General features: G+C 72.6%; 12 protein-coding genes. 6 read left to right on the forward strand and 6 right to left on the reverse strand.

All coding sequences use genetic code 11. From position 1 onward, the window contains the following. Nucleotides 1–5: 5 nt before the first annotated feature. Nucleotides 6–1,637 (reverse strand): MFS transporter, encoded by a 1,632-nt coding sequence (locus AL2_RS22185; RefSeq protein ID WP_245666827.1) that lies wholly within the window; start codon nucleotides 1,635–1,637, stop codon nucleotides 6–8. A gap of 40 nt (nucleotides 1,638–1,677) precedes the next feature. On the opposite strand from AL2_RS22185, the gene AL2_RS22190 reads away from it, so the two are divergent. Further along, entirely contained in the window at nucleotides 1,678–2,220 is a 543-nt protein-coding gene (locus AL2_RS22190) for a TetR/AcrR family transcriptional regulator C-terminal domain-containing protein (protein ID WP_157438296.1), read from the forward strand. Here AL2_RS22190 and AL2_RS22195 read toward each other — a convergent pair. Beyond that, the gene (locus tag AL2_RS22195) at nucleotides 2,217–2,396 is read right to left on the reverse strand and encodes a poly(ADP-ribose) glycohydrolase domain-containing protein (protein ID WP_083946790.1); all 180 of its coding nucleotides are present in this window, start codon (nucleotides 2,394–2,396) and stop codon (nucleotides 2,217–2,219) included. The two genes, AL2_RS22190 and AL2_RS22195, sit on opposite strands and share 4 nt — an antisense overlap. 65 nt (nucleotides 2,397–2,461) lie before the next feature. On the opposite strand from AL2_RS22195, the gene AL2_RS22200 reads away from it, so the two are divergent. After that, nucleotides 2,462–3,874, forward strand: coding sequence for a 3' terminal RNA ribose 2'-O-methyltransferase Hen1 (locus AL2_RS22200; protein ID WP_067636463.1), 1,413 nt, complete (start codon nucleotides 2,462–2,464; stop codon nucleotides 3,872–3,874). Further along, nucleotides 3,871–6,417, forward strand: a complete 2,547-nt coding sequence (locus tag AL2_RS22205) for a polynucleotide kinase-phosphatase (protein WP_067636465.1) — start codon at nucleotides 3,871–3,873, stop codon at nucleotides 6,415–6,417. The genes AL2_RS22200 and AL2_RS22205 overlap by 4 nt, the downstream gene beginning before the upstream one ends. A gap of 69 nt (nucleotides 6,418–6,486) precedes the next feature. On the opposite strand, the gene AL2_RS22210 is transcribed toward AL2_RS22205, so the two are convergent. The 4 genes from AL2_RS22210 to AL2_RS22225 all read right to left on the reverse strand — a co-directional run bounded on the left by AL2_RS22210 (nucleotide 6,487) and on the right by AL2_RS22225 (nucleotide 10,017). Further along, nucleotides 6,487–6,750: a TFIIB-type zinc ribbon-containing protein gene (locus AL2_RS22210; protein ID WP_067636467.1), complete on the reverse strand. Its 264-nt coding sequence runs from the start codon at nucleotides 6,748–6,750 to the stop codon at nucleotides 6,487–6,489. Nucleotides 6,751–6,817: 67 nt separating this feature from the next. After that, entirely contained in the window at nucleotides 6,818–7,720 is a 903-nt protein-coding gene (locus tag AL2_RS22215) for a phosphotransferase family protein (protein ID WP_067636469.1), read from the reverse strand. Between the two features lie 8 nt (nucleotides 7,721–7,728). After that, on the reverse strand, nucleotides 7,729–9,465 hold the full coding sequence (locus AL2_RS22220; protein WP_067636471.1) for an AMP-binding protein: 1,737 nt from the start codon (nucleotides 9,463–9,465) through the stop codon (nucleotides 7,729–7,731). A gap of 42 nt (nucleotides 9,466–9,507) precedes the next feature. Further along, nucleotides 9,508–10,017: an Lrp/AsnC family transcriptional regulator gene (locus AL2_RS22225; RefSeq protein WP_067636473.1), complete on the reverse strand. Its 510-nt coding sequence runs from the start codon at nucleotides 10,015–10,017 to the stop codon at nucleotides 9,508–9,510. 105 nt (nucleotides 10,018–10,122) lie between these two features. Here AL2_RS22225 and AL2_RS22230 point away from each other — a divergent pair, with 105 nt between their 5' ends. The 3 genes from AL2_RS22230 (at nucleotide 10,123) to AL2_RS22240 (ending at nucleotide 13,631) form a co-directional block, all read left to right on the forward strand. Continuing rightward, a complete protein-coding gene (locus tag AL2_RS22230) occupies nucleotides 10,123–11,271 on the forward strand; it encodes an MFS transporter (RefSeq protein ID WP_067636475.1) in 1,149 nt (382 codons plus the stop codon). A 336-nt stretch (nucleotides 11,272–11,607) separates the two neighbouring features. Then, the gene (gene manA / locus AL2_RS22235; RefSeq protein WP_312032865.1) at nucleotides 11,608–12,723 is read left to right on the forward strand and encodes a mannose-6-phosphate isomerase, class I; all 1,116 of its coding nucleotides are present in this window, start codon (nucleotides 11,608–11,610) and stop codon (nucleotides 12,721–12,723) included. Next, nucleotides 12,720–13,631, forward strand: a complete 912-nt coding sequence (locus tag AL2_RS22240; RefSeq protein WP_067636478.1) for an ROK family protein — start codon at nucleotides 12,720–12,722, stop codon at nucleotides 13,629–13,631. The genes manA and AL2_RS22240 overlap by 4 nt, the downstream gene beginning before the upstream one ends. Nucleotides 13,632–13,676: the final 45 nt, after the last annotated feature.

Genomic DNA, 13,676 nt, shown 5'->3' on the forward strand with positions numbered 1-13,676 from the left:
TTCGGTCAGGCCGTCTCCTCCTCCGGGCGCGGGTGCATCGGCAGCAGGAACGCGGCGAGGAACGTCAGGCCGAGCAACCCGGCCTCGACCCACAGCGTGATCTTCATGGCGTCGCTGAAGCCGGCCTTCGCGGAGTGCTCGCCGGCCCGCGCGACCGCTTTCTGGACGGCGGGCGCCGACTGCGGCGCGGCGGCGATGGCGGCCTCGACGTCGTCCTGCAGCCGGTGGCAGGACGCGGGGACGGCGACGGGGTCCTTGGCGGTGGCGCGGTCGTGGCCGCAGTCGCGCAGGCCGGCCACGATCCGGTCCTGCTGCGGGGCGGGCACGGACGCGGCGGCCAGGTCGCGGCGCAGCGCGGACGCGCCGTCGTCGGCGGCGGCCGCCACGTGCCCGCCGAGCAGCCCGAAGAAGATCGTGCCGAGGACGGCGGCGCCGAGCGCGCTGCCGAGCTGCTGGACGGCGGTGAGCGTGCCGCCCGCCGACCCGGTCTCCTCCGGTTCGACCCCGGCGAGGACGGTGTCGAAGAACGGCGCCATCAGCATGCCCATGCCGAGGCCGGTCGCGGTCAGCGCGGGGACGAGCTGCCAGGCGGTGACGTCGATCCCGGCGTACTGGAGCGTGGCGTAGGTTCCGGCGATGCCGGCGGCCATGACGGCGATGCCCGCGTGGATCACCTTGCGGCCGAAGCGCCGCACGGCCTGCGCGACGCCGAACCCGATGATGATGCCGACCGACCAGGGGATCTGCGCGAGCCCCGCCTTGAACGGCGAGAAGCCCAGCCCGAGCTGGAAGAACAGGGCCAGCACCAGGCCGAGGCCCGCCATGCCGGAGAAGAACACCAGGCCGACGACGAGGCCGCCGGTGAAGCCGCGCTTGCGGAACAGGCTCGGCACGATCAGCGGGTCGTCGCCGGCGCGCTGCCGGCGGGTCTCGTACCCGGCGAAGACGCCCCAGACGGCGAGGGACGCGGCGATCATCAGGAACGTCCAGAGCGGCCAGTCGTGCTCGCGGCCCTGGACGAGCGGGTAGACGAGCAGGCCGGCGGCGAGCGAGGCGAGGGCGGCGCCGGGGAGGTCGAGGCGGGTCGCGTGCTCGGCCCGTCCGGCGGGCAGGAACTTCAGCCCGGCGAGCACGGCGGCGGCGCCGAGCGGCAGGTTGATCAGGAAGATCATCCGCCAGCCGGTGCCGAACAGGTCGGCGTCGATCAGCCAGCCGGCCAGCACCGGGCCGCCGACCGACGACAGGCCCATGACCGGGCCGAACAGCCCGAACGCGGCGCCCATCTCCGTGGCGGAGAACATCTGCTTGATCATCCCGATGCCCTGCGGCAGCATCAGCGCGCCGAACAGGCCCTGCATCGCGCGGGCGCCGATGAGCATCCCGGGGGAGGCGGCGACGCCGCACAGCAGCGACCCTGCCGTGAAGCCGGCCGCGCCGATGACGAACATCCGCTTGCGGCCGTAGAGATCGCCGAGCCGGCCGCCGGTGATGAGCCCGACGGCCATGGACAGCGTGTACCCGGCGGCGAGCCACTGGATGGTGGCGGCCGATCCGCCCAGCTCGGCCCGGATCGTGGGGGCCGCGATGTTGGTGATCAGCGCGTCCAGCATGTCCATGATCTCGCCGGCGAGGATCACGAACAGGGCGACCCAGCGCCAGCGGTAGCCCGCGTCCGCGGTGTCCCGGCCGCGGGACGTGCGCGAGCTGATGCTCGACCGGGTCGCCGCCGAGATCCGGATCCCCGTCCCGGACCCGGCGCGCTGGCAGGAGCAGCTCAAGGAGCTGGCGCGCGAGATCCGCCGCGTCTACACCTCGCACCGCGACATCGCGACGGTGTCGATGGGGATGGTGCCCACCGGCCCGCACCTGATGGACGTCGCCGAGGCGCACCTCGCGCTCATGCGGGCCGGCGGCGTGCCGAAACGGGTCGCGGGTATCGCCGTCGACACCCTCGGCATGTTCCTCGACGCCGACGCCGTCGAGGACACCATCAACCTCGCGAAGGCGCCGGCGGGCGAGGACCCGTGGGAGCACTTCGGGAAGTACATCAAGCAGGTCCAGGAGTACTTCGCCGCCCTGCCGCCCGACCGCTACCCCAACCTCGTCGACATGGTGGACGAGCTCACCGCCGAGGGCGGCGAGGCACGGTTCGAGTTCGGGCTCGACCTCCTCGTCCGGGGCATCGCCTCCTACGTGCAGGAGGAGGAAGGTCCCGGTTAGGCGAAGACGTCGAGGAGCGCGTCGAGTTCGTCCGGCCGGTAGAGGACGGTGCCCTCGACGGCGCGGGCAAGGCCGTCCGCGATCGAGACGGCGCGGCCGGAAGGCGCCGTGTAGGAGCCGCGCTCAAGGATGGCCACGGTCTCCTGCGCGGTCGTCCGGCGGCGATGTCTGCTCATGTCGCGCCGCATTCTGCCGGAAAAAGGAATGCCGGTCATCCGGTTATGTCCGCCACACTTGGGGCGTGCTTCTGACGATCACGACGACCATGGGCCAGGCGACCGACCTGGGGTTCCTCCTGCACAAGCATCCGGACCGGGTGCAGCGGTTCGAGCAGTCCTTCGGCACGGCGCACGTCTTCTATCCGGACGCCGAGGAGCAGCGCTGCACGGCGGCTCTCCTGCTCGACGTCGATCCAGTCAAGCTCGTGCGCACGCGCGGCAGAGGCACCCCGGACTTCTCCCTCGGCCAATATGTGAACGACCGCCCTTACGCGGCCTCGTCACTGCTCGCCTCCGCGATGGCGAACGTATTCCGTACCGCCATGCGCGGACGGTGCAATCTGCGTCCCGAACTGGCGGAGTCGCCGATTCCGCTGGAAATCGTCCTGCCGGCCCTTCCCTGCAGAGGCGGCCCGGGGCAGGCGGAACGGTTCTTCGCGCCGCTGGGCTGGGACGTGTCGGCGGTGCCGGTTCCGCTCGATCCGGAGTTCTCCGAGTGGGGCGACTCCCGGTACGTGACGCTCACGCTGACCGGGACGCTGCGCCTTGCCGACGCGCTCAACCAGCTGTACGTGCTGCTGCCCGTCCTGGACGACGCGAAGCACTACTGGCTGGCGCCGGACGAGGTCGACAAGCTCATCAGGGCGGGGGAGGGCTGGCTCGGCGCGCACCCGGACCGGGGCGCCATCACCCGCCGCTACCTGGCCAACCGGCGCGGGCTCGTCCGTACCGCGCTGGGGCGGCTCGCCGACGCCGAGGACGCGTCCGAAGAGGAACTCGACCCCGTGCAGGTCGAAGAGGAGCCGACGCCCAACGAGGAGGACGAGAAGACGGTTTCGCTCGCGGAGCGCCGCCTCCAGTCGGTCGTGCAGGCGCTGCGCGACGAGAACGCCCGCCGCGTCATCGACCTTGGCTGCGGCTCGGGGAAACTGCTCGCGCAGCTTCTCAAGGACGACTTCTTCAGCGAGATCTCCGGGGCGGACGTCTCGCACCGCGCGCTCGGCCACGCCTGGCGGCGGCTGCGCTGGGACGACCGGCCGCGCCGTGGGAACGACCGCCTCCGGGACGTCTTCCAGGGCGCGCTGACCTACGCCGACGAACGGTTCGGCGGCTACGAGGCGGCCGTGCTGATGGAGGTCGTCGAGCACATCGACCCGCCCAGGCTGGGCGCGGTCGAGCGGGTCGTGTTCGGGCACGCCGCGCCCCGCGTGGTCGTCGTGACGACCCCGAACGCCGAGCACAACGTCCGCTACGAGGGGCTCGCGCCCGGCGCGATGCGCCACTCCGACCACCGCTTCGAATGGACGCGGGCCGAGTTCCGCGCCTGGTCGGACCGGGTGGCCGCCGCGCACGGCTACCGCGTCCGCCACGTGCCCGTCGGCGACGACGACCCCGAGGTCGGCGCGCCCACCCAGATGGGGGTCTTCACCCGATGACCGAGATCAAGGTTCCGGAGACGGGGCTCGTCGTGCTGGTCGGCGTGACCGGGTCGGGGAAGTCCCACTTCGCGCGCAAGCACTTCAAGCCCACGCAGGTGGTCTCGTCCGACTACTGCCGCGGGGTCGTGTCGGACGACGAGAACGACCAGTCCGCGTCCGGCGACGCGTTCGAGCTGCTCCACTACATCGTGGCCAAGCGGCTGCGGCGCGGGCTGCTGACCGTGGTGGACGCGACCAACGTGCAGGCCAAGGCGTGGCAGGCGCTGCTGCGCATCGCCAAGGACCACGACGTCCTGTCGGTCGCGATCGTCCTGGACGTCCCCGAGGGCCTCGCCGCCGAACGGAACGCGACGCGCCCCGACCGGGACCTGCCGCCGCACGTGATCCCGCGCCAGCGGCGCGAGCTGCGGCGCGGGATGCGGGAGCTGACCCGCGCGTTCCGCCGCTACCACGTGCTGACCGGCGCGGCGGAGATCGACGCCGCGACGATCGCCTACGAGAAGGCGTGGAACGACAAGCGGGAGCTGACCGGCCCGTTCGACATCGTCGGTGACGTGCACGGGTGCCGCGCGGAGCTGGAGGACCTGCTCGGCGGCCTCGGCTACGAGATCGAGCGGGACGCGCAGGGCCGCGCCGTGGGCGCCGACCACCCCGGCGGGCGGACGGCGGTCTTCGTCGGCGACCTCGTCGACCGCGGGCCGGATTCGCCGGGCGTGCTGCGTCTGGTCATGGGCATGGTGGCCGCCGGCGACGCGCTGTGCGTCTCGGGCAACCACGAGGCGAAACTCGTCCGTGCCCTGCGCGGACGCAAGGTGCGGGTGACGCACGGCCTTGAGGTCTCCCTGGAGCAGTTCGCGGCCGAGGACGACGAGTTCCGCGAAAGCGCACTGGAGTTCATGGACGGCCTCATCAGCCACTACATGCTGGACGGTGGCGGACTGGTCGTGGCCCACGCCGGGCTCAAGGAGGAGTACCACGGGCGTTCGTCCGGGCGGGTCCGCTCGTTCGCGCTCTATGGCGACACCACAGGGGAGACCGACGAGTACGGGCTTCCCGTCCGGTATCCGTGGGCTCGCGACTACCGGGGCAAGGCGATGGTCGTGTACGGGCACACGCCCGTCCCGGAGGCGGAATGGGTCAACAACACCATCTGCCTGGACACCGGTGCCGTGTTCGGCGGGAAGATGACCGCGCTGCGCTATCCGGAGCGTGAGCTCGCGTCGGTTCCGGCTCGGCAGGTCTGGTACGAGCCGACGCGTCCGCTGGAGAACTTCTCCGCGGGAGGGCAGCGGGAGAACGACGTCCTCAACATCGGCGACGTCCTCGGCAACGATGGGGTCGAGACCCGCCTCATGGGCCGCGTCGCCGTCCGGGAGGAGAACGCGATGGCGGCGCTGGAGGTGATGAGCCGGTTCGCCGTGGACCCGCGCTGGCTCGTCTACCTGCCGCCCACCATGGCGCCCGCCGACACCTCGGCGCTGCCCGGATACCTGGAGCACCCGGCCGAGGCCCTGGCCGCCTACCGGGACAAGGGCATCACCCGTGTCATCTGCGAGGAGAAGCACATGGGGTCCCGCGCGGTCGCCGTCGTCTGCCGTGACGCCGCGGTCGCGGCGGAACGCTTCGGCGTGGCCGACGGGACGGCCGGCGCCGTCTACACGCGCACCGGGCGGCCGTTCTTCCGCGACCCGTCCCGCACGGCCGAGGTCCTGGACCGGCTCCGCGCCGCGATCGGAGCCGCGGGACTGTGGGACGAACTGGACACCGGATGGCTCGTCGTCGACGGCGAGCTGCTGCCGTGGTCGGCCAAGGCCATGGACCTCATCCGCACGCAGTACGCGGCGACCGGCGCGTCGGCCCGCGCGGCCCTGCCGATGGCGTCCGACGTTCTCGCGCGCGCTGACGCACGCGGCCTCGACCTCGGCGGGCTCCGCGAGCACATCGACAAGCGCGCCGTGAACGCGTCCCGCTTCCGTGACGCCTACGCGCGGTACTGCTGGACGGTCGACGGGCTGGCCGGCCTGCGGTTCGCCCCGTTCCAGATCCTCGCCGGGGAAGGCCGCTCCTGGGCGGACGCACGCGACCACGAGTGGCACATGGCCGTGGCGGAACGTCTCGCGGACGGCGACACGAGCGGGCTGATCCAGCGGACGGAGTCGGTGACCGCCGCCCTCGGGTCGCCGCAGTCGGAGTCCGCCGTCACCGAATGGTGGGAGAAGCTCACCGCGGCGGGCGGCGAGGGGATGGTCGTCAAACCGCTGGGGCCGCTCCCCGGCGACGCGAAGATCCAGCCGGGCGTCAAGTGCCGCGGGCCGGAGTATCTGCGGATCATCTACGGCCCCGACTACACCGAGCCGGAGAACCTCGACCGGCTGCGCCGCAGGTCCCTTGGCCGGAAGCGGTCGCTGGCGATGCGGGAGCACGCGCTCGGCGCCGAGGCGCTCGGCCGGCTCGCCGCCGGGGAACCGCTGTGGCGCGTGCACCAGGCGGTCTTCGCCGTCCTGGCGCTGGAGTCCGAGCCCGTCGACCCCCGCCTGTGACGGGTGCGCCTGTGACGGGCGCGGCCCGCCTCGTCAGGGGCGGGCCGCATCGGGTCGGGTCAGGTCAGGTCAGGTCGAGAACAGCATGTTGAACACGCTGCCGTGGTGGGGGCGGCGGTGCCCGTGGTGATGGTGGTGCACCGACGGCGAGGGCGCTCCCCATCCCGGCGCCGCGGCGGGCGGCGGCGCCGTCCGGTACTGCGCCTCCATCTGGGCCAGGGCCTCCAGCTCGCCGTAGTCGAGGAAGATCCCCCGGCAGCTGTCACATTGCTCGATGTGGACGCCGCTGCGGGTGTAGGTCCGCATCACGCCACGACACTTAGGGCAGTGCATCGCCTTGTCGTCCTTCCGGTATGGATCCCCAGGTAGAGGCTAAATGTAGGGCAGGTTTCGCGCTACGTCATGCCGCGTCCCCCGTCGCGGATATTCTCACGCAGGCGTCGATCATCGCCTGCTCCGGCTCGTCGAGTGCTCGTTCGTCCCTCCCCGCCGATATGACGCACGTGGCGGCTATCTGGATCGCAAGACTTCGTGCCGGTATGTCCAGGCTCGTCCAGGGGTCGTCCTGCGCGGGGACCGCCGGGCCGCGGGCCGCCCTGTACGCGCCCAGGAACCGCTCCCAGTCGTCGGGGGGCAGGACTCCGGCGGAGTAGAGCGCCGCTGGACGGGCGAGGTCCCAGGCCGGGTCGCCTCTGCCCATGTCCTCGATGTCGATGAGCCGCCAGTGCCCGTCACGGGCGCGGACCATCTGGCCGAGGTGCCAGTCTCCGTGGATGAGGTGTTCCCTCCGAGCCGGGGGCTCGTCCTCCTCGCCGCGTATCCACGCGGGAAGAGTGGCGAACCCGCGTCGCACGGCGTCCTCGGCGGGACCTTCGCCCAGCCGCGCGACCAGCCGGGCCACACGTGCCGGACGTCCCCACGACGGCGCCTCAGCCGGAATTCCCTCCGAGTGGAGAGCCGCCAGCAGCTGCGCACCCTCTTCCCAGGGAAGGTCTTGGGCCGGGTCGACCGGCTCACCGAACGGCGAGACCGTGACCGTCCTGCCGTCCACGGTGAGAGGCGGGCCCAGCGGCGCTATGACGAGATCAGGGAGGGCGGTCGCCAGCCGTATCCGCTCCAGGAACGGGGTTCCGTGCTCACGGTCGGCCTGATGCGCCTTCACCACGACGTCGCCGACGCGCACCACCAGCACGCCGTGCCGGTCGTACAAGGTCTCCGGGGATGACGCGGCGGCGCGGGCCGAACCGCGCCCGATCTCAACGAGCCGCGCGAACAGCGCGGACTGGACGGCCTCGGTCTGCACCCGCCCAGTCAACCACTTTGGGCCGACCCCATCCGGTCGTCCGGGGACTCGGCGAACTCGTCCCGCAGCCGCTGCCGGACGACCTTGCCCAGCAGGTTCCTGGGCAGCTCCGTGCGCGGACGGAACTCCGACGGGACCTTGTAGTGCGACAGGTACCGCTTGCAATGCCGCCGCAGCTCCTCGGCCGAGAAGGGGTAGGCGGGGTGCTCCACCACGTGCGCGATGATGCGCTCCCCGCGCCGGGCGTCCGGCACGCCGACCACGGCGCAGTCGTGGACGGCGGGATGGCGGCGCAGCACCTTCTCCACCTCGGTCGGGAACACGGTGAAGCCGCTCACCTTCATCATGTCCCGCATCCGTTCCAGGATGGTGATGAAACCGTCCTCGTCCATCACGGCGATGTCACCCGTGCGCAGCCAGCCCTTCGACAGGGTCTGCGCGGTGGCGAGCGGCGCGTTCCAGTAGCCGGCGAAGACCTGCGGCCCGCGCACGACCAGTTCGCCGGCCTCGCCGGGCGGCAGGACCCGCGTCGGCTCCTCCTGGTCGACGATGACGACGTCGGTCATGGGCAGCGGCAGCCCGACGGTCAGGTTCCGGGCGGTGCCGTCCAGCGGGTTCCCCGTGACGGCGGGGGACGACTCCGTGAGCCCGTAGCAGTTGATCAGCCCCTTCGCGCCGAACCGCTCCAGCCGGTCGATCGTGTCCTGCGTCAGGCTCATCGCGCCCGAGATGAGGACGCGCAGCGACTGCAGGTCGGTGGGCCGGAACCGGGGACTGTCGAGGACCTGGTCGTACAGCGTCGGCACGCCGGGGAAGATGGTCGGCCGGTACTTGCGGATCGCGCGCACCACCCGGTCGCCGTCATAGCGCGGCAGAAGCACCACCGCCCCCGCCGTCATCACCGGCGCGACGAGGCAGCTCATCAGGCCGAACGAGTGGAACAGCGGCAGGACCGCCAGCGTCACGTCCTCGCCCGGCCGCCGCCCGCCGACGTCCCACGCGTGCTGCTGGCAGGCGTTGGCGACGAGGTTCCGGTGCGTCAGCATCGCGCCCTTGGGGCGTCCCTCCGTCCCGCCCGTGTACTGGATCGCCGCCAGGTGCCGCCGCGGGTCGACGGGCAGCTGCCGCACCGGCTGCCGCGGCGGCCGCTGCAGGTCCTTGAACGGGACGACGCCCGGATCGTGCGGCACGTCCGCGGTGATGGCGGCGCGCCGCCGCTGCATCTGCACGAGCGGCAGCCGCAGCGCGACCCGCCGGGGCGCCGGGAGGTAGTCGAGCACGGACGTCACGACGATGTGGTCCAGCCGCAGCCGGGACCGCACGGCCCGCACCGTCGCGAAGGAACGATCCAGGACCACCGCGACGCGCGCGCCGCAGTCCGCGAGCTGGCGGAGCATCTCCTCCTCGGTGCAGAGCGGGTTGTGCTGGACGGCGATGGCCCCTCTGCGGAGCACGCCGTAGAACGCGATGACCTGCTGCGGGCAGTTCGGCAGGATCAGCGCCACCCGGTCGCCGGGCTGGACCCCGAGCCGGTGCAGCCCGTCGGCGAACCGGTCCACGGCCTCGCGCAGGTCGCGGTAGCAGATCTGCCGGCCGAAGAAGATCAGTGCCGGTTTGCGCGGATACTGGTCGGCGGCATCGTCGAGGAACTGTGTGACGGGGATGTCTGGGATGTCGAGATCGACGGGAACACCAGGCTGATACCTCCGTCGCCAGGGCTTGGAACGCAGTGACGAGTGCCACATAGCGCACGATTCAACCATTTCTCGGACGTCCGTGCCGCCGCTTCACGTCCCGGAAGGCTCCCGGCGGGTCCAACCGCCGGAGGCCGTGACCGTCCGGGCGCCGGGTTCCGGGGGTGCGACGGAGCGTCCCTCGTAGGCGGTCGACAGGACGATGTGGGAGTTCATCTCGCCGTGCTCGCCGAGCCGCTCCAGCAGCCCCTCCAGGTGCTGCATCGACGCGACCCGCACCTTGAGCATCGAGCACCAGCTGCCGCTCAGCTTGTGGATCTCGGTGACCTCCGGCAGGTCCTCCGCCGCGGTGGTCTTCAGCAGGCAGCGGCCGAGGGCGCAGCGCATCTGGACGAACGCCGTCAGCGGCTGCCCGACCCGCCCCGGATCGACCTGCGCCCGGTAGCCGGTGATCACGCCCGACTCCTCCAGCCGCCGCACCCGCTCGGCGACGGCGGGGGAGGAGAGATTGACCAGCCCCGCCAGCCTGCTGAACGACAGGCGCCCGTCCCGCTGGAGCTCGGCGAGGATGCGCCAGTCGGTCTGGTCCAGCTCTCTGTCCATGCTGAAAGTCCTTCCGGTGAAAGTCCTTCCAAACTAGAGGCGGCAGGGCCCGATCACCATCGATCGGCCCTTCATCGGAAAGATCGACGTTCATAGCGTTAAGGCATGACGAAGCGCTCACGTCCCATGGCGGCCCTGTGCTCGGGCACCGCCCTCATGAACGCGTCCATGGCGGTCGCGAGCGCGACGGGCACGCTCGTCGCCGCGGACCGGCTCGGCGCCGGCTGGGGCGGCGTTCCCAGCACCGCCGGCATCGTCGGGACGGGCGCCGGCGCGCTCGTGCTGACCCGGCTGGCGGGCCGGCTGAGCCGCCGCGCCGCCTTCGTCCTCGGCTACACCGCCGCGGCGGCGGGCGCCTGCCTGGCCGCCGTGGCGGTCGCGAACGGCGACGTCGCCGGGCTGTGCGCCGGGATGCTGCTGCTCGGCCTCGGCAACGCGGCCGCCCAGCTCTCCCGCTACGCGGCGGCCGACCTCCACCCGGCCGGGCGGCGCGGCTTCGCCATTGGGCTCGTCGTGTGGTCCGCGGCGGCCGGCGCGGTCGGCGGCCCGCTGCTGCTCGACCCGTCCGGCGCCCTGGCCGGGGACGCCGGCCTCCCGGCGCTGACGGGCCCGTTCCTCCTCGCCGTCCTCACCTGCGCGATCGCCGCGATCGCGGCCGGCGGGGCACCGCGCGGGCGGTCGGCGCGGCAGGCGGCACCGCCGCTGCGCGCCCTGATCCGGACGCCCGCGGCCCGCTCCGCGCTGACGGTGATGGCGACGGCGCAGGTCGTGATGGTCGCCGTCATGACCGCCGCGCCGCTGGACATGCACATGCACGGCGACGGCCTGGACCTGGTGGGGATGACCCTGTCCGCGCACACCCTCGGCATGTTCGCCCTGTCTCCCGTGACGGGCCGCCTGTTCGACCGGTTCGGCGCGCGCCCCGTGATCGTCGGCGGGCTGCTCACCCTGGCGCTGTCGACGGCGCTCGCGGCCGTCGCGACCGGCCACCTGGGACGCCCCGTGGCGCTGTTCCTCCTCGGCTACGGGTGGAACCTGTGCTTCGTCGGGGGCAGCGGACGGCTCGCCCGCGATCTCCCCGAAGCGGACCGCCCGCACGTCGAGGGCGCCGTCGACGCCGCCGTCTGGACGCTCGCCGCGGCCGCGAGCCTGCTGTCGGCCGTCGTCCTCTCGGCCGGCGGCTACGCCGTCCTGGCCTGGACGTCCTGCGCGATGGCCCTGGTCGCCCTGTCCGGGCGGGGGCGGGCGCGGTGACCGGTCAGATGCGTCCGGTGCCGCGGCAGACGTTGCATCTCTCGTGGGTGGCGGTGCTGGTCCCGGTCCCGTTGCAGCCGGGGCACGACCGCGTCGCCGGCTTGTTGTGCTTGCCCACGTCCACCACCTCCCCGGCGTTCATCCTAGAGGGTCCGGCCCGCCGGGCGCCGTCCCTGTCCAACAGTTCGAGGGAGGGGCGGCCGGGGGTTCAACCGGGTGTCGCGTTGATCACGTGCACCGGGCTCCGCGCCCGCGGCGGCCCGGCACTTGTACCCTGTCCTTCACGAGCGCCGACCTCCCGACGTGGCGCACCGATTGAGGAGAACGCGCGGGTTGGTGCCCCTGCCGCTGTCCACCGTGATCCGGCCCTACGACTGGGGGTCGCGAACCGCGTTGCCGGAGCTGCTCGGCGCCGAGCCGACCGGCCGTCCGCAGGCGGAGCTGTGGGCGGGCGCGCATCCGGCCGCCCCCTCGTCGGTGGACGGGACGCCGCTCAACGTCCTCATCGAACGCGACCCGGCCGGCATGCTCGGCGCGTCCTCGGTGGCCCGTTTCGGCCCGACGCTCCCGTACCTGCTCAAAGTGCTGGCCGTCGAGAAACCGCTGTCTCTCCAGGTGCACCCCACCACGGCGCAGGCGGAGGCGGGCTTCGCCGCCGAAGAGGCGCGCGGCATCCCGATCGACGACCCCGCCCGCACCTACACGGACCCTTTCCACAAGCCGGAGATGGTCTGCGCGCTCACCGACTTCCACGGCCTCTGCGGCTTTCGCGACCCCGGGGAAACGGCGGTCCTCCTGGAGAGCCTCGCGGTCCCCGAACTGGGCCCCTGGATCACCGCCCTCCGCACGGACCCGCCCGCGGAAGCGCTGCGCACCGTCCTGACCCAGATGCTGGACGAGAGCTCCCGCCCCGTCCTCTCAGCGGTCGAACCCGTCCTCACCGGCGCCTATGCCGACATCGCCCGCGCCCACCCCGGCGACCCTGGAATCCTCGCCGCGCTCCTGCTCAACCACGTCCGGCTCAAGCCCGGCGAAGCGCTCTTCCTCGCCGCCGGAGTCCCCCACTCCTACCTGGGCGGCCTCGCGATCGAGGTCATGGCGAACTCGGACAACGTCCTGCGTTGCGGCCTCACCGGCAAGCACATGGACATCCCCGAACTGATGCGCGTAGTGGAGTTCGCCCCGTCCGCCCCGGCCCGGGTCGAACCGGCCGGAAACCGATACAGCACCTCCGCCGAGGAATTCACCCTCGTCCGCCACGGCCTCACGGACGACCCGGAGGAACTGCCCGCCGGCCTCCCCCAGACACTGCTCTGCCTGGACGGCGAGGCCCGGCTGGCGTCCTTGACCCTCAGCCGGGGCGAAGCCGCATTCATCCCCGCCGGGGCCCCGGCCGCCGCCCTCACCGGAAAGGGCACGCTCTACCGAGTGCTCCCGGGGATCGCGTCGTGACCGTCCTCGCCGTCGACATCGGCGGAACCAAGTTCGCCGTTGCCCGCGTCGACCCGTCCGGGACGCTCCTCGACCGTGCCGAGCACCCCGTCGGGCAGTCGCCCACCGCCACGCTCCGCGGCCTCGTCGCCGATTTCGCCGATTCCGCCGTCACCGGCGTCGGCATCGGCTCGGCGGGCCCGATCGACACGGCCGCCGGCACGGTCAGCCCCATCAACATCCCCCGCTGGCGCGGCTACCAGCTCGTCGCCGCCGTCCAGCGCCTCGTCCCCGGCGTCCCCGTTTCCCTCGCGGGCGACGCCCAGTGCATGGCCCTCGGCGAATGGTGGCGCGGCGGCCACACCGGCCCGTCCCTGCTCGGCATCGTCGTGTCGACCGGCGTCGGCGGCGGCCTCATCCTCGACGGCCGCCCCTGGACGGGCCGCACCGGCAACGCCGGCCACATCGGCCACGTCCTCGTCGACCACGACGGCGAACCTTGCGTGTGCGGCGCCCGCGGCTGCCTGGAGACGATCGCCTGCGGCCCCAGCATGGTCCGCTGGGCGCTCGCCCAGGGCTGGACCCTCGCCACCGGCCGCCCCGACGCCAAGGCCCTCGCCGCGGCCGCCCGCGACGGCGCCCGCATCCCGCTCGCCGCCTTCCAGCGCGCCGCGAGCGCCCTCGCCACCGCGATCCTCGGCACCGCCGCCGTCCTGGACATCGATAACGTCGTCCTCGGCGGCGGCGTCGCCGCCGCCGGCGACCTCCTCCTCGACCCGCTCCGCAAGGCGATCGCCGAACGCGCCGGCATGCCCTACCTCCGCGACCTGCGCGTATCGCCGACCGCCCTCGACCACGACGCCGGCCTCTACGGCGCCGCCGCCCTGGCCCTCCTGGCCTCCGGCACCCCCCTCACCCAATCCCACTGAATCCCACCCTCAACGCTTCCTTAACGCGGGCATAAGGAGGGGGCG

It is taken from the genome of Actinomadura latina NBRC 106108, from assembly GCF_001552195.1.
Taxonomy (GTDB): Bacteria; Actinomycetota; Actinomycetes; order Streptosporangiales; family Streptosporangiaceae; genus Spirillospora; species Spirillospora latina.

Excerpts from the sequence above, each read along its gene's own strand:
- AL2_RS22205 (WP_067636465.1), top strand. The coding sequence starts at position 3,871 with ATGACCGAGATCAAGGTTCCGGAGACGGGGCTCGTCGTGCTGGTCGGC.
- AL2_RS22230 (WP_067636475.1), top strand. The coding sequence starts at position 10,123 with ATGACGAAGCGCTCACGTCCCATGGCGGCCCTGTGCTCGGGCACCGCC.
- AL2_RS22225 (WP_067636473.1), bottom strand. The coding sequence starts at position 10,017 with ATGGACAGAGAGCTGGACCAGACCGACTGGCGCATCCTCGCCGAGCTC.
- AL2_RS22195 (WP_083946790.1), bottom strand. The coding sequence starts at position 2,396 with ATGAGCAGACATCGCCGCCGGACGACCGCGCAGGAGACCGTGGCCATC.
- AL2_RS22210 (WP_067636467.1), bottom strand. The coding sequence starts at position 6,750 with ATGCACTGCCCTAAGTGTCGTGGCGTGATGCGGACCTACACCCGCAGC.
- AL2_RS22220 (WP_067636471.1), bottom strand. The coding sequence starts at position 9,465 with ATGTGGCACTCGTCACTGCGTTCCAAGCCCTGGCGACGGAGGTATCAG.